Source organism: Leifsonia sp. CL147 (assembly GCF_900114565.1).
GTDB lineage: Bacteria > Actinomycetota > Actinomycetes > Actinomycetales > Microbacteriaceae > Leifsonia.
Genome location: NZ_FOTM01000004.1, coordinates 215,047 through 236,048, shown reverse-complemented (window position 1 = coordinate 236,048; position 21,002 = coordinate 215,047). Strand labels below are relative to the sequence as shown.

The window sequence follows — 21,002 nt, the reverse complement described above, 5'->3', positions numbered from 1 at the left end:
GCCTACGGCTGACTTCGCCGTCGGCGGGCTCGGGAGCCGCGCGCCCAAGCGAGGATGCGCGGCGAGAGGACCGAGACGATGAGGAGGACACCGGTGATGATGTTGATGGCGTCGGAGCTGACATTCGCCAGCCGGAGCGCGCTCTGCAGCACCCCGATCAGCAGGACGCCCGCGATGACGCCGTGCATCGCACCTTTGCCGCCGAAGATGGAGACGCCGCCGAGGAGCACCGCAGCGATCACCGAGAGCTCCAGTCCGACGGCGTTGTCGCCGCGGGCGCTCCCGTAGCGAAGCGTCCAGTAGATCCCGGCGAGGGCCGAGATCAGACCGGTGAGCAGGAACGCGATGAACTTGGTGCGTGCGACGTTCACCCCGGAGAAGGCGGCCGTGTCGGAGCTGAGCCCGAGCGCGAACAGCCCGCGGCCGTACGGGGTGGCGTGGAGCAGCACCGCGAAGACGATGACGAGCACCGCCACCAGCACCATGATGACCGGGATGCCCGAGGTTCCGAAGCGCTGCTGCGCGAGGTTCTGCCAGAAGAACGGGAAGTCGGTGATCGCCGTCGTGCCGAGCAGGCCGACTGCGATGCCGCGGAACAGCGCGAGCGTTCCGATCGTGACCGCGAGCGATGGGAGTCCGACCACGGTGACGAGGAACCCGTTCACCGCGCCGCAGACCAGCCCGACCACCAGGCAGACGACCATTGCGAACTCGAACGGCATCCCGGCTTTCGTCAGCACACCGAGCAGGACGCTGCTGAGTCCGAGGGTGCTCGCCACCGAGAGGTCGATCTCGCCGGTGACGATGACGAAGGTCATCGGCAGCGCGATCATCAGGATGGGGGTCACATCCAGCAGCAGGAAGCCGAGGGTGACCGGCGTGCCGAAGTTCTGCACGGTCGCGGAGGCCACGATGGCGACGACGATCAGCGCGCCGATCACCGCGAACTCGCGGGTCAGCAGCCAGCGCTGCCAGAGCGGGCGGCTGTAGTCGGGGTAGCTGCGCGCGGGTGCGGAGGTGGTGGGCACCTGGGTGTCGGTCACGCGGTGACCTCCCTTTCGGCGACGAGGCGGCGGGACAGCCGCAGAGAGAGGACACGGTCGAGGACGATTGCGCCGATGATGAGCACGCCGACCACCGCCTGCTGCCAGAAGTCCTGGATTCCGAGGATGGGCAGCGCCCGGTTGATGGTGAGCAGCAGCACCGCGCCGAGGACCGCGCCGTACACCGAACCGCTGCCGCCGAAGATGGCGACGCCGCCGATGACGGCTGCTCCCACGGCCTGGAGCTCAAGGCCCGTTCCGGTCTGCGAGCTGACCGTGCCGTAGCGGGCGACGAACAGCACTCCGGCGAGGCCCGCGGTCGCGCCGGAGAGGACGAACGCGGCGAGGATGCGGCGCGTCACCTTGAGGCCGTACAGCTCGGCGGCCGCGGGGTCGGAGCCGATCGCGTACAGCTCGCGGCCGCCGCGGCGGTTCCGGAGGAACCAGCCCGCGATCAGCATGACGAGCACCGCCAGGATGGTGAGGTACGGGATGGAGAGGAAGGACCCCGTCCCGAGCCCGAGGAAGGCGTCGGGCATGTCGCTCGCGTTGATGCGGTTGCTGCCGGCCCACAGAACGTCGATTCCGCGATAGGCGTACAGCGTGCCGAGGGTGATGACCAGCGCAGGCACTTTGCCGAACGCGACGAGCGCGCCGTTCACCAGACCGAGCACTGCGCCGGCGAGGGCGCCGATCACGAAGACGGTGATGATCGGGATGCCCGGGATATCGGCGAAGAGGCGCCCGGTCAGGTACGCGGTCAGTCCCACCACCGAGCCGACCGACAGGTCGACGTTGCGGGTGATGATGACGATGGCCTGGCCGATGGCGACGAGAGCGAGGATGGAGGGCGTCAGAAGCAGGTCGCGCCAGCCGTCGCCGCTGAACAGGAACGTCGGGTTGATGGCCGTGGTCACGGCGATCACGACGAGGATCGCGAGCAGGATGCCGGTCTCGCGAGCCCGGACGAATGTGCGGGCGATCCGGACGCCCGCGTTGGGCACCTTCTCGGGCGTGAGGGTGGGTGTCGTCATCGCGCGGACTCCTCGAGGGCGTGGGTGGCCGCGAACATGACGTTCTCGGCGTCGGCGACGGAGCGGTCGAGGTCGGCCGTGATGCGGCCCTCGCGGACGACGAGCACGCGGTCGGCCATCCCGAGCACCTCCGGCAGTTCGGACGAGATCATCAGGATCGCCATGCCGCGCCCGGCGAGCTCCGACAGCAGCCGGTGGACCTCGGCTTTGGTGCCGACGTCGATGCCCCGGGTGGGCTCGTCGATGATGAGCACGCGCGGTTCGGTGGCCAGCCACTTGCCCAGCACGACCTTCTGCTGGTTGCCGCCGGAGAGCGTCCCGACGAGTGTGTCGAGGGCGTTGGTCTTGAGCTGGAGGCGGCTCGCCCACACGCGGGCGGCGGAGTTCTCGGAGGCGCTGCGGATGAAGCCCGCCTTGGTCAGCTTGTTGCGGATGGCCAGGGTGCTGTTGCGCGCGACGGTCTCCTCCAGCACCAGCCCCTGCTTGCGACGGTCTTCGGGGACGAGCGCGAGGCCCGCCGCCATGGCCGCGGTCGGCCGGCGCTTGGGCACCGGCCGCCCCTCCACCCGGACGCTGCCCGTCTCGTAGCCGTCGACGCCGAACACCGCTCGCGCGATCTCACTGCGGCCGGCGCCCACGAGGCCGGCCAACGCCACGATCTCGCCGGAGCGCACGGTGAAGCTGACGTCGTGGAAGACCCCGGCGGAGGTCAGGTGCTCGACGACGAGGCGCGGTTCGCCGATCGTCGCCGCCTGCTTGGGGAACAGCTCTGTCACATCCCGGCCGACCATGCGGCGCACGATCTCGTCCTCGGTCACGTCGACCGTGCTGTCCGTGGAGACGTAGGCCCCGTCGCGCATCACCGTGATCGTGTCGCAGAGCGAGAACACCTCGTCGAAGCGGTGCGAGATGAAGACGATGCCGCGACCCTCGTCGCGGAGGCTGCGGGCCACGACGAAGAGCCGCTCGACCTCGACGCCGGAGAGGGCGGCGGTCGGCTCGTCCATGATCAGGAGACGCGCATCCAGAGAGATGGCCTTGGCGATCTCGATCAGCTGCTGGTCGGCGATCGAGAGGCCCTCGGCGAGGCGGTCCGGATCGATGTGGACGCCGAGCCGCCGGAAGATCTCACGGACCTCGGTGCGCATGGCCTTGCGGTCGACGCGCCCGAGGCGGTCGGTGGGCTGGCGGCCCATGAACACGTTCTCGGTGACGGACAGGTCGGGGAAGAGCGTCGGCTCCTGGTAGATGACCGCGATGCCCGCGTTCTTCGCCTCCGCCGTAGTGCTGAAGTCGACCGCTTCACCGCGGAAGCGCATCTCGCCGGCGTCCCGCTGGTAGAGCCCTGCGACGATCTTCACGAGAGTGGACTTGCCCGCGCCGTTCTCACCGACGAGAGCGTGGATGGACGCCTGCTCGACCCGGAGGTCGGCGCGGCTGAGGGCGATGACCTGGCCGAACGCCTTGGCCACGCCCCGGAGTTCGAGGACCGGCGGGCCGCCGGGAGCGGGAGTTGCTGAGGACGTCATTGTCGTGAATGATCTCCACGTCGGGGATGTGAACCGTTTCATTTTTGAAACGTTGAAATGACCTTGCCAGACCGCACCGCGCTACGTCAAGTCCCTGTCCGAATCTGTGCAGAACCCTAATGAAACGTGCATAATATGCAGCACTGCCTCGAATGAAGGAGCGCCATGCCGTCCGCCAGTGTCAAGGATGTCGCCGCCCTCGCCGGCGTCTCGGTCGGGACGGTCTCCAACGTCCTGAACCGTCCCGAGCGGGTCTCCGACGCCGTGGTGCAGCGCGTGCAGACCGCGATCGCCGAACTGGGCTTCGTGCGCAACAACGCCGCCCGCCAACTCCGGATGGGTCAGGGCAGCGGGATCGGCATGGTGGTCCTCGACGTGGGCAACCCGTTCTTCGCCTCGCTCATCCGGGGCGCCGAAGACCGGGCGGCGCGCGACAGGCTCTCGGTGCTGGTCGGCAACTCGGACGAGAACGAGCAGCGCGAAGCCGGCTACCTGACCATGTTCGAGCAGGAGCGCATCCGCGGCGTGCTGATCTCGCCCGTCGGCGATGCGACCCCGAGCCTGCATCGCCTGCGGGACCGCGGCATCCCCTCGGTGCTGGTCGACCGCACCAGCCTCGACCGTTCGTTCAGCTCGGTCGCCGTGGACGACGTCGCCGGTGGACGCCTCGCCGCGGCCCACCTGATCGAGCAGGGGTTCCGCCGTATCGCCTTCGCCGGAGGACCCTTCGCCATCGAGCAGGTCGCCCACCGCTACCGCGGGGCGACAGAGGAGGTCGCGTCCTCTCTCCCCGGCGGCACGGTCGAGAAGCTGGAGACGGAGAACCTCACGATCGAGGGAGGGCAGCGCGTCGGTGCGGCCCTCGCCGAGCGCGCGGCGGGAGATCGCCCGGACGCCGTCTTCGCCGCCAACGACCTGGTCGCCATCGGGTTGCTGCAGAGCCTGTTGCAGGCGGGCATCCGGGTGCCGGAGGATGTTGCCCTGATCGGCTACGACGACATCGCGTTCGCGTCGGCGGCCGTGGTACCCCTCTCCTCGATCCGCCAGCCCAGCCTCGAGATCGGCTCGACCGCGATGGACCTGCTGCTGCAGCTCACGGCCAAGCCGGACGCGCAGCCGGTCCACGTCGAGTTCCAGCCGGCACTCGTCGCGCGCGCGAGCAGCGCGGCGCTCTCCTCGGCGCACACCGCCCGCCGCTAACGCCTCCCTCTCGGCCGCCTCCGCCGCCTCCCCGTCCCGGAGGGACCTCGGATCGAAGGAAATTCGAACGGCTTCCGGCCGAATCTCCTTCAGTACTGCCATTCGAAGGAGATTCGAGCCCCGATCTCCTTCGGTACCCGACACCGCGCATCCGCTAGCACCGGCGTGAACGCGACCAAGGGGGACGTCTGTGAAAGAGTCGAAGCTGCGACCGAAGGTCGTGCTGTGGTGGGGAATCGGGCTGACCATCGGTGGGTTGCTGCTGGCAGTCCTCGTCCCGAACCTGAGCTACACCTTCCTCAACGCGCAAGGAGGAGCGACGGTCGACCAAGGGCTGATGCTTCTGCTGGACGTGTGCACACGAATCATCATGCAGGCCATCGCCCCGGTCGGCGTCGCCCTGATCGGGGCGTCGGTCGTCATGGCGTACGTCGGCAGGCTGCTCACGCCGGCGCACGAACGCGTCGCCGTCGCCGACACGGTCGCCGACGAGGACTGAGGACTGAGGACCGAGGACCGAGGACCAAGGACCAAGGACTGACCATGGACCCGTTGACCAGCCTCGCCCTGACCGTCACGATCGCTGCGGTCGCGCTGTGCGCCCTCTATTGGGTGATCCGACGCGCCGTGGCTGCGGGCATCCGCGACGCCCGCAGCGGCAACGGGAAAGGCGCGGCGCCCGTCGAATGACGTCGCCGCGCCTTCGCTGCGTGACTCAGGCCTGCTGCTGAGCGGCCGCCTTCAGCTCTTCGTACTGCTTCCGCACCTCGGTCATGTCGAGCTCGCGGATCTGCTCGATGAGGTCCTCGACCGCCTCGCCCGGCAATGCGCCGGCCTGCGAGAACAGCGGGATGCCGTCGCGGTACGCGATGAGGGTCGGGATGGACTGGATGCCGTAGGACGCGGCCAGCTCCTGCTGCGCCTCGGTGTCGATCTTGCCGAACGTGATGTCGGAGTGCTGCTCGGACGCCTTCTCGAACACGGGCGCGAACATGTGACAGGGACCGCACCAGTCGGCCCAGAAGTCGAGCAGCACGATGCCGTCGGCGACGGTCTGGTCGTGGTTGGTCGACGTGATCTCAGTGGTTGCCATGGTCGGTGAAACGCCCATCCATCAGGCGGTATTCCGCCTCAGCCACCCCGGCGGCCTGTGAAGACGGTGAACGCCAGGGGCACCACGGACCCGATCATGAGCACCGACCCGAGCACCGGGTCGCCGCCGTGCACGATGGCGCCGGCGACGATCGCGCCGCCGAAGACGATCGCAGCGACCAGGCGCCGGACCGTCCGTTCGAGGCGGCCGACCCGCTGCTCCAGCCGGGGCGTGCTGACGGCGATCGCGCCGTCCTCCACCCGGGTGACCAGCGCATCCAGACGCTTCGGCAGCCTCCAGGCGACGCCGGCGATCTCGATCGCCTGCTGCGCCAGGTCCTCCACGACGTTGCCGCGCTCCTCCCGCAGCAGCTGCGCCGCGTACGGCTCGACCGAGTCCCAGAGGTTGAAGTCGGGGTCGAGCGCACTGCAGACTCCGGAGGTGAGCGCCATCGCCCGGACGATGAGCAGGAAGTTCTCGGGAAGCTGGAACGGGAGCGAACGCACCACGTCGCCGAACTCGTCTGCGAACTCGAGGAACTCACGCGGATCCACCTCCCGCAGCTGAGCGAACCCCATCCCGCCGAACCGCGCGAACAGGTGCACCATCGCGCGTTCGAGCTCGGCGGTGTCGGCGGTCGGCAGCAGAACGCCCACCTCGCGGATCGCCTCCACGAGCGCTTTGCCGTCGCGGGAGGCTGCCGCGATCAGCAGCCGGCGCAGCCCGCTCCGGATCCCGGGCGGGACCTCGCCCATCATCCCGAAGTCCACGAAGGTGAGGCGCCACGGCCTGCCGCCCGCCGCATCCGGCGTCGGTGTCGGTCTCGGTGTCGGTGTCCGTGTCGGTGTCACGAAGATGTTGCCGGGATGCGGGTCCGCGTGGAAGAACCCGTTCGTGAACAGCTGATCGAACATCACCTCGGCGAAGGCCGGCGCGACCTCGGCCGGGTCGATGCCCGCCGCGCGCAGCGATGCCGTGTCGGTGATCTTGATCGCCGTCACATCCTCGAGGGTGAGGACGCGGCGCGTGGTGCGCTCCCAGACGACCGCCGGGACGCCGACGCGCGCGTCCCCCGCGAACTCCTCGGCGAACCGTTCCGAGTTGGCGCCCTCGTGCAGATAGTCGATCTCCTGCAGGCTGGTGCGCGCGAACTCCTCCACCAGGGCCGGCGGATCCGCCCGATCGGCGACGAGCCGGATGCGGCTGAGCCAGCGCGCGACCCGGCGCAGGGCGGCGAGGTCCACATCCACGATCGCGTCGATGCCCGGGCGCTGCACCTTGATGACCACCCCGTCCAGTCCCGTCTCGGACCGGGTCGCCGGCGTGAGCCGCGCCCGGTGCGCCTGCCCGAGAGACGCCGCGGCGACCGGGATCTCGTCGATGGATGCGAACGCCAGTTCCAGAGGGACACCCAGTTCGGCCTCGGCGAGAGCACGGATCGCCGGGAAGGGAACGGCGGGCACCTCGTCCTGCAGTCCCTCCAGCTCGCTCGTGATCTCGGGCGGGAGCACATCCAGCCGGGAGGACATGAACTGGCCGACCTTGATCATCAGTCCGCCGAGGTCGACCGCGAGCACATGGAACCGCTGGGCGAACTTCCGCATGCGCCGCGGGCGGGTCCGCTCGGCGACGCTGCGGAGGCCGATACGCGGAAGCACCAGCTCGTACCACCACGTCACCGTGAGGTTCCACCCCGCGAAGCGGAGGATGCGGCGGTAGCGGGCGCGCGTCGCGGGCGTCGCCGCGCGAGGGCCGGGCGCGCGCGGCGGAGCCAGGGGCGTGACCGGTGAGGCGGAGCCGGCCGCGCGCGTCACCGGCTCTGCGGCGGTCGTACCGGGAGTGTCGGACGCCGAGGCCGGCGCCTGCTCGGTCGTCACCCGCTCAGCCCTGGGCGAGGATCGCGTACAGCCGCCGGCGCGCCTCTTCGAGGACGGTGGCCGCCTCCGCGATCTGCTCCGGTGTCCCCGTGCGGTGCACCTGTGCAGCGGCCTGCGCGAGCTCGATGCCCGCCTTCGGCAGGGCGCCGTGGCCCGCGCCCATCCCCGGCGCGCGCCGGTCGGCGGTCTCGTCGCCCAGCCACGGCACGGCGCCCTCGGCCGCGGCGACCTCGCGTCCGGCCTCGGTCAGCGCGTACGTCTTGCGTCCGTTGGACTCCTCCGCGGTGATGAGCCCCTCGTCGGAGAGCAGCTGCAGCGTCGGGTACACCGATCCCGCACTGGGCTTCCAGCTGCCGCCGCTGCGCTCCTCGATCTCGCGGATGATCTGGTAGCCGTGCATCGGCTTCTCGGCGAGCAGGGCCAGCACGGCGGCGCGGACGTCGCCGCGTCCCATCCGCGTCCCCACCTTCTTCTCGATCGTGGACCGCAACTGCTCGAACGCCTGCCACATGGCCTCCGGGTCCATGCGGCCACCGAACCCGCCGGCGGAGAATGACGATGACATGGGTGCCTCCTTGTGTGGTCAGCGATAGTTAACGATATATCGCTGAGGTGTGGTTGGCAAGCACTCGCGCGCGCGTGCTCGCGCCGCAGTTCGCCCGACGCGCGCGTGCTCGTGCGGCACTTCGTAACGTGTGCGCCTGCGCATGCGGCGGTTCGTAACGTGTGCGCCTGCTCGCGCGGCAGCAGACGTTCCCAAACGCCGCAGACACGGAGTTCGCGCCGCGCAAGGTCCCGGTCAAGTGCGGTGGTGGAGGGCGGTCGGGATGCGGGGCCGGAGGGCGAGGGTGTGGGTGTGGGTGGCCGGACAAGGGTGCGAGAGCGGCGGTTGAAACAGAGGTCTACCGGTTCTTCACGCCCGTCACCGGGCTGCGCCCCACCCGCTCCCCCGAACACCGGCCCTCGCTGCGCTCGGGTCGGCGCCCGGGCCCCGCGCGGGCGGGGACCCCATTAGACAGCAGCGAGTAACGAAAGAGCCGGTGGGCACGGAGGTCGCGAAGCGACCACGTGCCCACCGGCTCTTTCGTTACGTCGGGCTGACAGGATTTGAACCTGCGACCCCTTGACCCCCAGTCAAGTGCGCTACCAAACTGCGCCACAGCCCGCTGTCGCTCCGTCGGGCCGAAGGGCACCGGGCGAGGCAACTCGTCCATCTTAGCGTGTCGCGGCGAGGGGCCGCGCACGGCGGACAACGCGACGGAGCTTGCGTGTCGGCGGGGCGGACCGTGCACCGCCCGACGGAGCACGGCGCCCCGCCGACACTGCGCGGTGCACGCCGCACAGCGGCGCGCACTCGCGCCCGGACGCACCGCCCCGCAGCGGGAGTCCAGGTGTGGTCGGCGACGGGATGCGATGGGGGGAGTCAACATCCCGCCGCCGAGCTGGGATCAGCGGGCGGTGCCGCCGATGATCTGGTCGATCTCGTCCTGGGTCAACGGGGTCCAGGGGGACGAGTCGGGGTTCGCGCTGGCCGCCTCCGGGCTGTCGCCCTGCGTCCACCACTTCGCTTCAAAGGGTACGCCGTCGAAGAGCACGCGCTGACCCTTGTCGTAGTCCGCAGTGCCCGCCCAGTTCGGATAGGTTCCGGCGGGCAGGGTCGGCTGCGGGATGGGCGTCTCGCCCGGGAGCACCGGGCCGACGAGCTGCCACGGGGTCTCCCACGAGTTCAGGACGGGGTTGTCGGGCACGTCGCCCTTCGTCCACCATTTGGCGACGTAGACGTTGTGGTGCCAGACGACCTTCGTGCCCTTGAGGTACGAGTTCTTCGTCGCCCACACCGGGTACGGGGAGTGGGCGGGGTCGTCGGCGGCCGCGGTGGTGGTCGGCTCGGCCGTCGTGACGGCGCCCTCCCCCAGACCGATGTGACCGTCGAAGCCCGTGGACAGGATGCCGGCGAACGTCTTCTTGCCCTGGGCGACGCCGCTGCACGCGACCGAGACGACCGACACATCCACGTAGTTCGTGCCACAGGTGGCGTCGCGGTTGGCGGACCACATGGACATGCGGCCGAGTCCGTTCGAGACGGCCCAGGCGTTGAACGCGGTGGCATCTGCGATCGTGAAGACCTCGTCCCCTACGTCGTTCTGCCCGATCATCGGAGTCGCACCCAGTTTGGCCCACAGGTTCGGGTCGCTCTGGTGCAGCTTGGCCCGGTCGTACAGGACGCCGAGCTGACGCTGGGCTGCGGAGACGGCCGTCTCCGAGTTCTTCGCCAGGGATGCCTTCGCGTCCTTGGAGTTGCCGAAGTCCATGGTCATGACGTTGACGCCCGCCACATCCACCTTGGCCGCGAGCATGGCGGCGATGGCGTCCGTCGCGTCCGAGCTCATGCCCGTCGGCGCGACCGGGAGGGTCAGCCAGACGGCGAGGGCCTTGCCCTGGGACCTGCGCTCCTGCTGCAGAGCGGCGATGGCGGTGGCTCGGCGCGTGGTGGCGTCGTGGTCGGCGAGACCGCTGCCCTCCAGGTCGAGGTCGATGGTGCCGATCTTGTAGCGGTCGACGACCGAGGCGTACGCCTTCTTCAGGGCTGAGGGATCGGTGCAGCCGACCGCGAGCTCGTCGTTCCGCTGGCCGCCGAACGAGACCGCGACGGTCCCGCCCTGCTGCTGCAGGCGCGCGATCCGGCGGTCGAGGTCGAGGGATCCGCGTGCCTGGTCGAGCGTGTACGCACCGCCCCAGCTGGGTGTGCACGCCTTCTCCGGCGAGGACACGATGAACGACAGCACCGCATCCTTCGTGGAGGTGGTCCCCATGTTCTCGAACGCGAACCGGGGGGTGGCCGTGACATCCACATAGGAGGCGAACCACGGCTTCGCGTCGACGGCCGCGCGGGCGGACCACCACTGCAGGCCGACGGCGCCGACGGAGACGACGACGATGCCGACCAGTGCTGCCGCGATCACGCGCCACGGGGAGAGACGACGGCCGCCGGTCGATTCGGGCGCCTGAGCCCGGTTGAGGTCGGAGACGGCCTGCTTCTTGGATGCGCGGGACATCAGGCGACCTGCCTCTCGGCGCTGACGGACGGGGAGTCCTCGCCGACCGGCTCGGCGCCGGCGGACCCGGCGGACCCGGCGGACCCGGCGGACACGGCGGACCCGGCGACGGCCGGCTCTCCCGTCAACGCGCCGACGCCCGCCAGGTGGGGCACCTCGCCGCCGGTGTGCCCGTAGTAGAGCACGGAGCGCCAGTCGAGCGCGGCCGTCTGCGGCTGCGCCTGCTCGGACGCCCGCTTGCGGGACTTGTCCACGTAGAGCGGCTTGGTCACGCCGAGCCAGATGTCGACGATCGTGTTGCCGATTCCGATGTAGGAGACGATGGCCCAGATGGCGAGCGTCGCGTTGAACGCGGCGAACGCGGCGTTGCCCCAGTTGTGTGCGTTCCAGTCGCGCCACAGCGTGAACAGCGAGAACGCGACGATCGCGAGCGGCGCGACGACGTAGAGCAGCGGCGAAGCCGTGCGATTCCTCACCTTGGGCGTGCGGGCGAACGGGATCTTCTTGCCGGTCAGGGACTGCTGGATGGACTTCAGGACTCCGGCGAGGTTCACCGGAAGCAGGATCAGGTTGAACCCGTAGATCCGCAGGATGTCGGTGGCCTTGTACCCGGTGTAGCGGAGGTCAGCGGCCTGGCTGATGAAGTACGGCAGTGCGGCGAGGAGGACCATCGGGCTGAGCAGCCGGCCGTCGTACGGGTACGCCAGCAGGAAGACCAGGCCGAAGCTCGCCCAGCTGATCGACGCCATGTAGTTGATGCGCAGCAGCAGCTCGATGCGGGACACGGTCTCACCGCGGCGCTTCCGCTCCTTCACCTGACGCCAGAGCTTCGGCAGGATGAGGAGCCCGCCGTTCGCCCAGCGGCGCCGCTGCACGATGAGCGAGCCGAAGTCCGGCGGCGTCGCCGAGTAGCTGAGGCGCTCCGGGTAGTTGGCGAGCGTCCAGCCGTGGGTGCCGAGGTCGATGCTCGACTCGGTGTCCTCGATGACGGTGCGGTCCTGGATGTACCGGCGCACCTCGAAGCCGCCGACGAACTCGGTCTCGACGATGTCCTCGAGCGCGCGCTTGCGGATCACCGCGTTCGCACCCACCCAGAAGGTCGCGCCGTAGTAGCTCTTGCCCTGGTGCAGGATGTGCTGGATGTCGGTCGTCGCTCCGGCGAGGCGCTCGATGCGGGTGCCGGCGCCGCGGAAGGACGAGTACGGCGTCTGCGTCACGGCGACGCGGGCGTTGTCGGGCTGCTGCAGGAAGTAGGTGAGCCGGAGGCAGTACTCGCGCAGCAGAATGGAGTCGGCATCCAGCGTCAGCAGGAAGTCGCTGTCCGGGATCACGATGTCGCCGACGCGCCGCTGGCCACCGGGAACCGGGTTCAGGACCGGGCCGTCCGGCGTCTCCTCGACGCGGAACGTTCCGCCCATGAGGCCGATGTAGGCGTTCAGGTTCATCGCCTTGTTGGCCTCGTGCGAGAGGGAGGCCCACTTCTTGCGCTCGAAGACGGTGAGCTCGGCGTCGAAGGTCCAGGCGAGGCGGCGGTACAGCTGGGCCACGCGCTTCGTGGTCAGGGAGGCGCCGGAGGCGTAGGCGGCGGCGACGGCCTCGCCGGTCAGCGCCAGGTCGTCGCCGAGGGCGCGCAGCACCTGGTCGGCGAAGAAGACGTCGACGTGGTCCTCGACGGCGTGCGCCTCGGCCTGGCCGTAGAGCCACTCGGCCGCCCAGCGGTACTGGTTGGCGAGCTCGATCGCGGACTCGTCCGTGGCGTACACGCCCGAGTCCCCGAGCTCGTAGCGCATGAGCGCGTCCGAGAACCGGAACCGAGGCTCGGCCAGCAGGGCACTGAGGTCGTCGGCGAGGTTCCGCGTGGCCTCGAGCCGTTCGAGGACGGCCGGATCGGTCGGATTCGGGCTGTCGTCGAGCAGCAGCACCACGCGCTTGGAGGGGAACTCCTGGAGGGCCGCGGAGAGCAGCGTCATCCGGACGACCTCCGGCTCCTCGGCGTACGAGGGCACGAGCACGGTGATGGAGGGCTGGTTCTCGGCGAAGTGCCGGTCGAGCTCGGCGCGCGGCACGCGGACGTGCTTCTGGAAGCGCTGGAGCGCTCCCTGCCGGGCCACCAGGTACATCAGGGCCGAGAAGGTGAGGAAGGTGACGACGACCGTGTAACCGATGGCCTCCATCGTGAAGCGGAAGTTCTGGCTTCCGCTGTCGATGAACTGGCGGATGATCGTGGTGACCACGTAGATCGCCCAGAAGAGCACGGTCAGCACGATGGCGACGCGGCTCCAGGTGATCTTGCGATCCGACGGCCTCGGGTGGACCGTCGGGAGCGGTTCAGTGCGCTTCTCGGAGCCGAGCTGGCGCTTTCGGGCAGGGGTGTATGCAGCTGTAGAGCTCATGATCGGGTACGGTCCTCGGGTGACGGGAGCCCGTGCCCTCGGGCAGACACGGTCGGGTAGCTCCCAGTTGTCCACCATAGTGAGGACAGACAGGGGTACAAATACCCCCGTTATGGTCGCCCCCTCTTTGGGGGCGCCGATGACGTGAACATCGGGCGAACCGCCCGCGTGTCGCTCTTGACACGGACGGCACGGACGGGTCGCGTCGGCGACGGCTAGCGCTTGCGCTTCTCGCGCACGCGCATGTTCAGCACGATCGGCGACCCGTCGAAGCCGTAGACCTCCCGGAGGCGGCGGACGATGTACCGCCGGTAGCCGGGATCGAGGAAGCCCGTCGTGAAGACCACGAATGTCGGCGGCCGGCTCGTCGCCTGCGTGCCGAACAGGATGCGCGGCTGCTTCCCGCCGCGGACCGGGTGCGGATGCGCCGCGGTCAGCTCGGCGAGGAAGGCGTTGAACTTGCCGGTCGGGATGCGGGTATCCCACGACTCGAGCGCCGTCTCCAGTGCCGGGACCAGCTTCTCCAGGTGCCGGCCTGTGCGAGCGGAGATGTTGACGCGCGGCGCCCACGAGACATGCGCGAGGTCCTGCTCGATCTCGCGCTCCAGGTAGCGGCGGCGCTCGTCGTCGAGGAGGTCCCACTTGTTGAACGCGAGCACGAGCGCACGGCCCGACTCGAGGACGAGGTCGATGATGCGGACGTCCTGCTCGCTGATCGGCTCGCTCACGTCGAGGACGACGACCGCGACCTCCGCCTTCTCCAGCGCCGTGGAGGTGCGGAGCGAGGCGTAGAAGTCGGCGCCCTGCTGCAGGTGCACCCGGCGACGGATGCCGGCGGTGTCGACGAACCGCCACACCTTGCCGCCGAGCTCGACCTGCTCGTCGACCGGATCGCGGGTGGTGCCGGCGAGGTCGTTGACGACCACGCGCTCCTCCCCCGCCGTCTTGTTCAGCAGCGAGGACTTGCCGACGTTCGGCCGGCCGATGATGGCCACACGACGGGGACCGCCGACCTCGCGCTTGGCGAAGGCGGACTCCTCCGGCAGGACCTTCAGGATCTCGTCCAGCAGGTCCGCCACCCCGCGGCCGTGCAGGGCGGAGACGGGATGCGGCTCGCCCAGCCCGAGGGACCACAGTTCGGCGGCGTACGGCTCCTGGCGCGTGTCGTCGACCTTGTTGGCGGCCAGGAAGACCGGCTTGTCGGACTTCCGCAGCAGCGGGACGACACGCTCGTCGGTCGAGGTCGGGCCGACCGTCGCATCCACGACGAAGAGGATGGCGTCGGCCAGGTCGATCGCGACCTCCGCCTGCGCCGCGACGGATGCGTCGATGCCGCGGGCATCGGGCTCCCATCCGCCGGTGTCGACCAGGGTGAACTTCCGGCCGTTCCACTCCGCCTGGTACGAGACGCGGTCGCGCGTCACACCGGGCGTGTCCTCCACGACGGCCTCACGCCGACCGAGGATGCGGTTCACGAGCGCCGACTTGCCGACGTTCGGGCGGCCGACGATGGCGAGCACCGGCAGCGCGGGCAGGTAGGTGATGCCTTCGACATCCTCACCGGCGATGTCGAGGAGGTCGAGGTCGCTCTCTTCGAGCTCGTACTCCTCGAGGCCGCTGCGGAGCGCGTTCGCCCGCTGGACCGCGAGGTCCTCGTCGAGCTCGGAGAGCCGGACGACGAGGTCGTCACTGTCTGGACCGTAGGAATCGGCGGTGTGCTCGTTTTCGATGTCAGACATGGGCTGCTTTCTGTACGACCTGGATGACCGCGTCGACGGTCTGGTCGAAATCGAGGTCGGTGGAGTCGACGGTGGTCACACCGTCTGCGGCATTCATGAAGTCGACGACTCGGGAGTCCGCCGCGTCGCGCCTCCGCAGGGCCTCGCCGACGTGGGCGGCGGAGTGATCTGCCAGCTCCGCGGAACGCCTGGCCATTCTAACGGCTTCATCGGCGGTCAACAGGATGCGCACCGGCGCATCGGGGCAGACCACCGTGGTGATGTCGCGGCCCTCCACCACGATGCCGTCCCGATCGGAGTGCCGGATGATGTCGCGGAACAGCCCGGTGAGGAAGGCGCGCACCTCCGGAACGCGCGCGATCGCACTGACGGCCGCGGTCACTTCGGGCGTGCGGATCGTCTCGGTCACATCGGCGTCGCCGACGAAGACGTGGTAGGTGTCCGGGTCGGTGCCGATGCGATAGTCGAAGTCCGGCAGCGAGGCGATCACCGCTCCCGCGTCGGTGGGATCGACCCGCCGGGCGATGACGTACCAGCTGAGGGCCCGGTACGCGGCGCCGGTGTCGAGGTACGCCCAGCCGAGGCGGCGTGCGGTCGCCTTGCTGACGCTCGACTTGCCGCTTCCGGCCGGTCCGTCGACGGCGACCACGGTCGTACCGGTCATCCGGTGATCCTCCATCCACGTTCGGTCAGGTCGTCCACGGTGCGGTGCAGCACTTCGGGCAGGACGGCGATGTCGGCGAGGCCGAACGCCGCACCCGGCGAGTGCTCCAGGCGCAGGTCCTCCAGGTTCACCGCGAGCTCTCCGAGCTCGTCCAGCAGCCGGGCGAGCTCGCCCGGACGGTCTTCGACCATCACCACGAAGCGCGAATATTTCCGGTCCTGGCCGTGCTTGCCCGGGAGCCGGGACACACCGGCGTTCCCGCCGGCGAGCTCCTGGGCGATCGTCCGCCGGGCGCCTGCGGCATCGACATCGCCGAGCGCGACGAGCACCCGGTCGAGGTCGTCGCGGTAGGCGCGCAGGATCTCGACGATGGCAGGCGCATTGGCGCCCAGGATCTGGACCCAGAGCTCCGGCTCGCTCGCGGCGATCCGCGTGACATCGCGGACGCCCTGGCCGGCCAGCGCGAGAGCGGTGTCGGGCGAGTCGGTCAGCCGCTTGGCCATCAGGGACGACACGATCTGCGGGGCGTGCGAGACGAGAGCCACCGCCGCGTCGTGCTGGGCCGCATCCATCTCGACCGGGACGGCGCCGAGGTCGAGGATGAGCGACTCGACCAGGCTGACCGCCGAACGCGGATTCTCCGGCCGGGCCGTCACCACCCACGGACGCCCGATGAAGAGGTCCGCCCGCGCCGAGGACGGTCCGCCGCGCTCGCGGCCGGCCAGCGGATGCCCGCCGACGTACCGGGTGAGCTCCACTCCGGCCTCCTCGAGCTCGGAGAGGGGCGCGACCTTCACGCTCGCCACATCCGTCACCACCGCACCGGGATGCGCTGCGAGCTCCTCGGCCACCACCCGGCCCGTCAGGTCGGGCGGAACGGCGACGACGATCAGCGCGGGCTCCGCTCCCCCGTCGTCCAGCCGGCCGGCGCCGTAATCCGCCGCCAGCCGCAGGTGGGCGGGCGAGGCGTCGGCGAGCAGCACGTCGACGCCTCGGGCGCGCAGCCCGAGTCCGACGGAGGCGCCGAGCAGCCCCGCGCCGACGACGCGGACGGGGCCGGAGAGGCGGGCGGGAATGTCGTTCACCCGTCCACTTTAGTCAGCGCCGCCGACGGCCTCCGCACGGGCGCAGGGAACGGAGGATGCTTCGGCCCGAACCGGCGCAGACATCCTCGGTTTCCGGCGAGAGGTCGGTGCCGCGGCAGCCGTCCCCTCCGTTTCCGACTCCGGCGTCGAACCGGCGGAAAGGGAGGATATCCCACGCGATTCCGCACAGGACGCGGGAAACGGAGGCGGGCAGGGCGGAAGGGCGACCAAACGCCTCCGTCTCCGACCGAGCGCGGAGGAGAGGAGGATCAGCGGTCCTCGCGCGAGATGGTCAGCAGCTGCCCGAGCTCCGCCTTCGTCAGGTCGCGCATGTGCCCGGACTTGAGCGTCCCGAGGTGCAGCGGCCCGAACTGCCGGCGCACCAGCTCGATGACGGGATGCCCGACCTCGGCGAGCATCCGCCGCACGATCCGGTTGCGACCGGAGTGCAACGTGATCTCGACGAGCGAGTCGTCCCCGCGCGGGTTCGACTGCAGCAGCTTGGCCCTGTCCGCGGCGATCGGGCCGTCATCCAGCTCGACGCCCTTGGTCAGGCGCCCGATCGTCTGCGGGGTGACGACCCCGCGCACGCGTGCGATGTAGGTCTTCGTCACGCCGAACGAGGGATGCGCGAGCACGTGCGCGAGCTCCCCGTCGTTGGTGAGGATGAGCAGCCCGGAGGTCTCCGCATCCAGCCGGCCGACGTTGAAGAGCCGCTCCGGATAGTCGGCGGTGAAGCGCGACAGGTCCGGTCGTCCCTGCTCGTCGCGCATCGAGCTCACCACTCCGACGGGTTTGTTCAGCATCACGTAGCGGCGGGACGTGTCCAGCTGGACGGCGGTTCCATCGACGGCGACCTTGTCGGTCAACGGGTCGACCCGGGTCCCGAGCTCGCGGACGACCACTCCGTTGACCGTGACGCGGCCCGCGACGATGAGGTCCTCCGACACCCGCCGCGACGCCACCCCCGCGGCCGCCATGACCTTCTGGAGGCGCTCGCCTTCGGAACCCGGCTCAGCGGACATCGCCCTCGAACCCTTCTGCGCCGTCCGCCAGCAGCGGTGAGATCTTCGGCAGCTCGTCGACGGAGTTGATGCCCAGCTGGCTGAGCAGCAGGTCCGTCGTGCCGTAGTTGATGGCACCGGTCTCGCTGTCGGTGAACAGCTCGGTGATGAGCCCGCGGCCGAGCAGCGTGCGCACCACCGAATCCACGTTGACCGCGCGGATGGAGGCGATCGCGCCGCGGCTGATCGGCTGCTTGTAGGCGATCACGGCCAGCGTTTCGAGCGCCGCCTGCGACAGCTTCGTCGGATTCTGCTGCAGCACGTAGCCGGAGACGACCGGGTCGAACTCCTCGCGGACATAGATCCGCCATCCACTGCCGACCTCGCGCAGCTCGAAGCCGCGGCGCACTCCGCCGTCCTCGCCGTCGAAGTCGGCCACGAGCGCGGCGACCGCCGCGCGCACGCGCTTCACCGGCGCGCCGACCGCCGTCGCCAGGGTGATCAGGCTCATTGGCTCGTCGGCCACCATGAGGATCGCCTCGAGCGCGCGCTCGATCTGGGCGTCCTCGACCGGGGCCGGCACCTCGGTGGTGTCGGTCGCCTCGGCGCCTTCGGCGAAGCCGGTCGCGCCGGTCGCGCCGGTCGCTCCGGTCGCCTCGGCCAGGTCGGGCACGTCGGCCACATCGGGCGCTTCGGCCGTGTTCTCAACCGTCATAGTCGGCTCCCAGATTCGACAGATTCTCTTCGGACCAGTGCTCCGCCGTCCACCGCAACGTCAGCTCGCCGAGCGGCTCCAACTGTTCGAACGCCAGCGCGGCGCGGCGGTACAGCTCGAGCACCGCGAGGAACCGGGCCACCACGACGCCCTTCTGCTCGGCGCCGGCCACCAGCTGGCGGAAGCTGATCGGCTCGCCGTGCCGCAGCATCCCCACGACGACGGCCGCTTGCTCCCGGATGCTCACCAGCGGAGCGTGCAGGTGGTCGAGCCCGACGACGGGGACCTCCCGCGGCGTCATCGCCAGCGTGGCGAGAGCGGCGAAGTCGTCGAGGCTCAGCGTCCAGACGAGTTCCGGCGTGCGCTGACGGAACTTGTCCTCCAGCCGCACCAGACGGGCGTGCCGGCGGCCCTCCGCCTCCAGCCGGTCGGCGAACCAGCCGGACGCCTCCTTGAAGGCCCGGTACTGAAGCAGCCGGGCGAACAGCAGGTCGCGGGCCTCGAGCAGGGCCACGTCCTCCGCATCCACCAGCTCGCCCTGGGGCAGGAGCCCGGCGACTTTGAGGTCGAGCAGCGTCGCCGCGACGAGGAGGAACTCGCTCGCCTCGTCGAGGCTCTCGTCCGTGTCGAGGCGCCGGAGGTAGGCGATGAACTCGTCGGTGACGCGACTCAGCGAGATCTCGGTGATGTCCAGCTCATGCTTGGCGATCAGCGACAGGAGGAGGTCGAACGGGCCTTCGAAGTCGCCCAGGGAGACACGGAAGCCCGGCGCCTGCTCGGCCTCGACGGACTCGACGGGTTCGACCGGCTCGACGGCTTCGACCGACTCGCCCGACTCGGTACTGCGCTCCGGCTCCGTGAGGTCAGGCGACGGCGCCACGGAACACCAGTTCCCGCGCGAGCTGGCGGTACGCCTCCGCGGCCTGGTGCTCCGGCGCGAACTGCGTGATCGGAGCGGCGGCGACGGAGGCGTCCGGGAACTTCACCGTCCGCGAGATCACAGTCTCGAGCACGCGGTCGCCGAACGCGTCGACCACCCGCTCCAGCACCTCGCGGGAGTGCAGGGTACGCGAGTCGTACATGGTGGCGAGGATGCCATCCAGCTCGATCGCCGGGTTGAGCCGCTCGCGCACCTTGTCGATCGTCTCGATCAGCAGGGCGACGCCGCGCAGCGCGAAGTACTCGCACTCCAGCGGGATGAGGACGCCGTGGCTGGCGGTCAGCGCGTTGACGGTCAGAATGCCGAGGGATGGCTGGCAGTCGATCAGGATCACGTCGTAGTCGGCGGCCACCTTGCGGAGCACGCCGGCCAGGATCTGCTCGCGCGCGACCTCGTTCACGAGGTGCACCTCGGCCGCGGACAGGTCGATGTTGGCCGGGATGATGTCCAGGCCCGGGACGGACGTCGTCTGGATGGCGCCCGCCACATCCGCGTTGCGGTTGAGGAGCAGGTCGTAAATGGTCGTCGCATCGTGCGTGTGGGCGCCGAGGCCCGCGGACAGCGCGCCCTGCGGGTCGAAGTCGACGGCCAGCACGCGGCGGCCGTAGTCGGCGAGAGTCGCGCCGAGGTTGATGCTCGTCGTCGTCTTGCCGACGCCGCCCTTCTGGTTGCAGAGGGCGATGATCTTGGCCGGGCCGTGCTGCTTGAGCGGAGCCGGCGCGGGGAACGCGCGCAGCGGACGACCGGTGGGGCCGAGCTTGGTGGCGATGGATGCGTCATCCATGCCAGGCAGCTGGGTCTCGACCTCGTCGTTGCGCGTCACCTGGGTGTTCCTCGTCCCTCTCGTGGCCGGTCTTCCATGGGGAAGTCTAACCGGGCCGTGCCCCGCTTGCGGGGCGTGGGCGCGGCGGTTCGGTACGCTGGCGACGTGCAGCCGATGCCGTCCACCCTCGAGACCCCGCGCCTGCGGCTGCGGCCGCGGGACGGACGCGACGCCGCGTGGAACCTCGCCCTTCTCGCCGAGCATCCCCCGGAGTCCGCGCCGCGGGCTCACGACGACCAGCAGGTGGAGCTCGACGACGAGCAGGTGGAGCTCGACGACGAGCAGGTGGAGCTCGACGACGAGCAGGTACGGCTGGACGACGAGCAGCTGCGTCTCGACGAGCAGCGCCGCCGCTTCGATGAGGTGGGCTTCGGCCTGTACACGGTCGAGCTGGCCGAGACGGGCGAGGCGGCCGGCTACTGCGGCCTGATCGTCGGCCGGGCCAGCGCCGCCCAGCCCGAGCTGGCCTACGAACTGCTGCGGGCGCACGTGGGCAACGGCTACGCCACCGAGGCGGCGGGGGTCGTGGCGGAAGCGGCCTTCGAGGCCGGCTTCCCGGTTGTCTGGGCGACGGTCGAGACCTGGAACGCGCCGTCGTTCGGCGTGCTGGCCAAACTCGGCTTCACGACGACCCGCCGCGTCTCCGGCGACGGCCGGAAGGTGCTGGTGTGGATGCGCCGGCGCGCACCGCGGCGCCGCCACCGCGAGGCTCCCGCCGCAGCGGGCTGACGCGACACGCCATCCGCGACACGCCGTCCGCAACACGCTTTCCGGCACGCGGGCGCGACGGCGTGTCCTCTCACATGG

19 protein-coding genes and 1 tRNA gene are annotated in these 21,002 nt (G+C 70.0%); 4 read left to right on the top strand and 16 right to left on the bottom strand.

Features of this window, described 5'->3' with window-relative positions; all coding sequences use genetic code 11:
- Positions 1-2: 2 nt before the first annotated feature.
- From BM287_RS05895 to BM287_RS05885, 3 genes are read right to left on the bottom strand one after another with little or no spacing between them, the layout of a single operon-like run.
- Positions 3-1,043, bottom strand: coding sequence for an ABC transporter permease (locus BM287_RS05895; RefSeq protein WP_244527935.1), 1,041 nt, complete (start codon positions 1,041-1,043; stop codon positions 3-5).
- On the bottom strand, positions 1,040-2,077 hold the full coding sequence (locus BM287_RS05890) for an ABC transporter permease (protein ID WP_090036877.1): 1,038 nt from the start codon (positions 2,075-2,077) through the stop codon (positions 1,040-1,042). Before BM287_RS05890 ends, BM287_RS05895 begins: the two co-directional genes overlap by 4 nt.
- On the bottom strand, positions 2,074-3,606 hold the full coding sequence (locus BM287_RS05885) for a sugar ABC transporter ATP-binding protein (RefSeq protein WP_090036875.1): 1,533 nt from the start codon (positions 3,604-3,606) through the stop codon (positions 2,074-2,076). The genes BM287_RS05890 and BM287_RS05885 overlap by 4 nt, the downstream gene beginning before the upstream one ends.
- A 165-nt stretch (positions 3,607-3,771) precedes the next feature.
- On the opposite strand from BM287_RS05885, the gene BM287_RS05880 reads away from it, so the two are divergent.
- The 3 genes from BM287_RS05880 to BM287_RS17785 all read left to right on the top strand — a co-directional run bounded on the left by BM287_RS05880 (position 3,772) and on the right by BM287_RS17785 (position 5,496).
- A complete protein-coding gene (locus tag BM287_RS05880) occupies positions 3,772-4,806 on the top strand; it encodes a LacI family DNA-binding transcriptional regulator (RefSeq protein WP_090036873.1) in 1,035 nt (344 codons plus the stop codon).
- Between the two features lie 190 nt (positions 4,807-4,996).
- Positions 4,997-5,305 carry a hypothetical protein gene (locus BM287_RS05875; protein WP_090036872.1) on the top strand — a complete coding sequence of 103 codons (309 nt, stop codon included), beginning with the start codon at positions 4,997-4,999 and terminating at the stop codon, positions 5,303-5,305.
- A 44-nt stretch (positions 5,306-5,349) separates the two neighbouring features.
- Positions 5,350-5,496, top strand: a complete 147-nt coding sequence (locus BM287_RS17785) for a hypothetical protein (protein ID WP_170857440.1) — start codon at positions 5,350-5,352, stop codon at positions 5,494-5,496.
- A 25-nt stretch (positions 5,497-5,521) separates the two neighbouring features.
- Here BM287_RS17785 and trxA read toward each other — a convergent pair whose 3' ends face one another.
- The 13 genes from trxA to BM287_RS05810 form a co-directional block, all read right to left on the bottom strand.
- A complete protein-coding gene (gene trxA / locus BM287_RS05870) occupies positions 5,522-5,899 on the bottom strand; it encodes a thioredoxin (protein ID WP_090036870.1) in 378 nt (125 codons plus the stop codon).
- A gap of 38 nt (positions 5,900-5,937) precedes the next feature.
- Positions 5,938-7,674, bottom strand: coding sequence for an ABC1 kinase family protein (locus BM287_RS05865; RefSeq protein WP_170857446.1), 1,737 nt, complete (start codon positions 7,672-7,674; stop codon positions 5,938-5,940).
- Between the two features lie 106 nt (positions 7,675-7,780).
- Positions 7,781-8,341, bottom strand: coding sequence for a PadR family transcriptional regulator (locus BM287_RS05860; RefSeq protein ID WP_090036868.1), 561 nt, complete (start codon positions 8,339-8,341; stop codon positions 7,781-7,783).
- 527 nt (positions 8,342-8,868) lie between these two features.
- Positions 8,869-8,942 (bottom strand) — tRNA-Pro (locus BM287_RS05855).
- 282 nt (positions 8,943-9,224) lie between these two features.
- Positions 9,225-10,832, bottom strand: coding sequence for a chitinase (locus BM287_RS05850; RefSeq protein WP_090036866.1), 1,608 nt, complete (start codon positions 10,830-10,832; stop codon positions 9,225-9,227).
- Entirely contained in the window at positions 10,832-13,225 is a 2,394-nt protein-coding gene (locus tag BM287_RS05845; RefSeq protein WP_244527933.1) for a glycosyltransferase family 2 protein, read from the bottom strand. Before BM287_RS05845 ends, BM287_RS05850 begins: the two co-directional genes overlap by 1 nt.
- 215 nt (positions 13,226-13,440) lie before the next feature.
- A complete protein-coding gene (gene der, locus BM287_RS05840; RefSeq protein ID WP_090036863.1) occupies positions 13,441-14,964 on the bottom strand; it encodes a ribosome biogenesis GTPase Der in 1,524 nt (507 codons plus the stop codon).
- The gene (gene cmk, locus BM287_RS05835) at positions 14,957-15,628 is read right to left on the bottom strand and encodes a (d)CMP kinase (protein WP_090036861.1); all 672 of its coding nucleotides are present in this window, start codon (positions 15,626-15,628) and stop codon (positions 14,957-14,959) included. The genes der and cmk overlap by 8 nt, the downstream gene beginning before the upstream one ends.
- Positions 15,625-16,713: a prephenate dehydrogenase gene (locus BM287_RS05830; protein WP_090036859.1), complete on the bottom strand. Its 1,089-nt coding sequence runs from the start codon at positions 16,711-16,713 to the stop codon at positions 15,625-15,627. The genes cmk and BM287_RS05830 overlap by 4 nt, the downstream gene beginning before the upstream one ends.
- A 269-nt stretch (positions 16,714-16,982) precedes the next feature.
- Complete coding sequence (locus BM287_RS05825; protein WP_090036857.1) at positions 16,983-17,738, bottom strand: pseudouridine synthase; 756 nt, start codon at positions 17,736-17,738, stop codon at positions 16,983-16,985.
- Positions 17,728-18,432 carry an SMC-Scp complex subunit ScpB gene (gene scpB / locus BM287_RS05820; RefSeq protein ID WP_244527931.1) on the bottom strand — a complete coding sequence of 235 codons (705 nt, stop codon included), beginning with the start codon at positions 18,430-18,432 and terminating at the stop codon, positions 17,728-17,730. The genes BM287_RS05825 and scpB overlap by 11 nt, the downstream gene beginning before the upstream one ends.
- Positions 18,422-19,183 carry a segregation and condensation protein A gene (locus BM287_RS05815; RefSeq protein WP_244527948.1) on the bottom strand — a complete coding sequence of 254 codons (762 nt, stop codon included), beginning with the start codon at positions 19,181-19,183 and terminating at the stop codon, positions 18,422-18,424. Before BM287_RS05815 ends, scpB begins: the two co-directional genes overlap by 11 nt.
- Before the next feature lie 112 nt (positions 19,184-19,295).
- Positions 19,296-20,195: a ParA family protein gene (locus BM287_RS05810; protein ID WP_090036853.1), complete on the bottom strand. Its 900-nt coding sequence runs from the start codon at positions 20,193-20,195 to the stop codon at positions 19,296-19,298.
- A gap of 114 nt (positions 20,196-20,309) precedes the next feature.
- Here BM287_RS05810 and BM287_RS05805 point away from each other — a divergent pair, with 114 nt between their 5' ends.
- Positions 20,310-20,924, top strand: coding sequence for a GNAT family N-acetyltransferase (locus tag BM287_RS05805; RefSeq protein ID WP_244527946.1), 615 nt, complete (start codon positions 20,310-20,312; stop codon positions 20,922-20,924).
- The last annotated feature ends 78 nt before the right edge of the window (positions 20,925-21,002 follow it).

Excerpts from the sequence above, each read along its gene's own strand:
- BM287_RS05880 (WP_090036873.1), top strand. The coding sequence starts at position 3,772 with ATGCCGTCCGCCAGTGTCAAGGATGTCGCCGCCCTCGCCGGCGTCTCG.
- cmk (WP_090036861.1), bottom strand. The coding sequence starts at position 15,628 with ATGACCGGTACGACCGTGGTCGCCGTCGACGGACCGGCCGGAAGCGGC.
- BM287_RS05825 (WP_090036857.1), bottom strand. The coding sequence starts at position 17,738 with ATGTCCGCTGAGCCGGGTTCCGAAGGCGAGCGCCTCCAGAAGGTCATG.
- BM287_RS17785 (WP_170857440.1), top strand. The coding sequence starts at position 5,350 with ATGGACCCGTTGACCAGCCTCGCCCTGACCGTCACGATCGCTGCGGTC.
- BM287_RS05885 (WP_090036875.1), bottom strand. The coding sequence starts at position 3,606 with ATGACGTCCTCAGCAACTCCCGCTCCCGGCGGCCCGCCGGTCCTCGAA.
- BM287_RS05860 (WP_090036868.1), bottom strand. The coding sequence starts at position 8,341 with ATGTCATCGTCATTCTCCGCCGGCGGGTTCGGTGGCCGCATGGACCCG.
- BM287_RS05805 (WP_244527946.1), top strand. The coding sequence starts at position 20,310 with ATGCCGTCCACCCTCGAGACCCCGCGCCTGCGGCTGCGGCCGCGGGAC.
- BM287_RS05890 (WP_090036877.1), bottom strand. The coding sequence starts at position 2,077 with ATGACGACACCCACCCTCACGCCCGAGAAGGTGCCCAACGCGGGCGTC.
- trxA (WP_090036870.1), bottom strand. The coding sequence starts at position 5,899 with ATGGCAACCACTGAGATCACGTCGACCAACCACGACCAGACCGTCGCC.
- der (WP_090036863.1), bottom strand. The coding sequence starts at position 14,964 with ATGTCTGACATCGAAAACGAGCACACCGCCGATTCCTACGGTCCAGAC.
- BM287_RS05845 (WP_244527933.1), bottom strand. The coding sequence starts at position 13,225 with ATGAGCTCTACAGCTGCATACACCCCTGCCCGAAAGCGCCAGCTCGGC.
- scpB (WP_244527931.1), bottom strand. The coding sequence starts at position 18,432 with ATGACGGTTGAGAACACGGCCGAAGCGCCCGATGTGGCCGACGTGCCC.
- BM287_RS05850 (WP_090036866.1), bottom strand. The coding sequence starts at position 10,832 with ATGTCCCGCGCATCCAAGAAGCAGGCCGTCTCCGACCTCAACCGGGCT.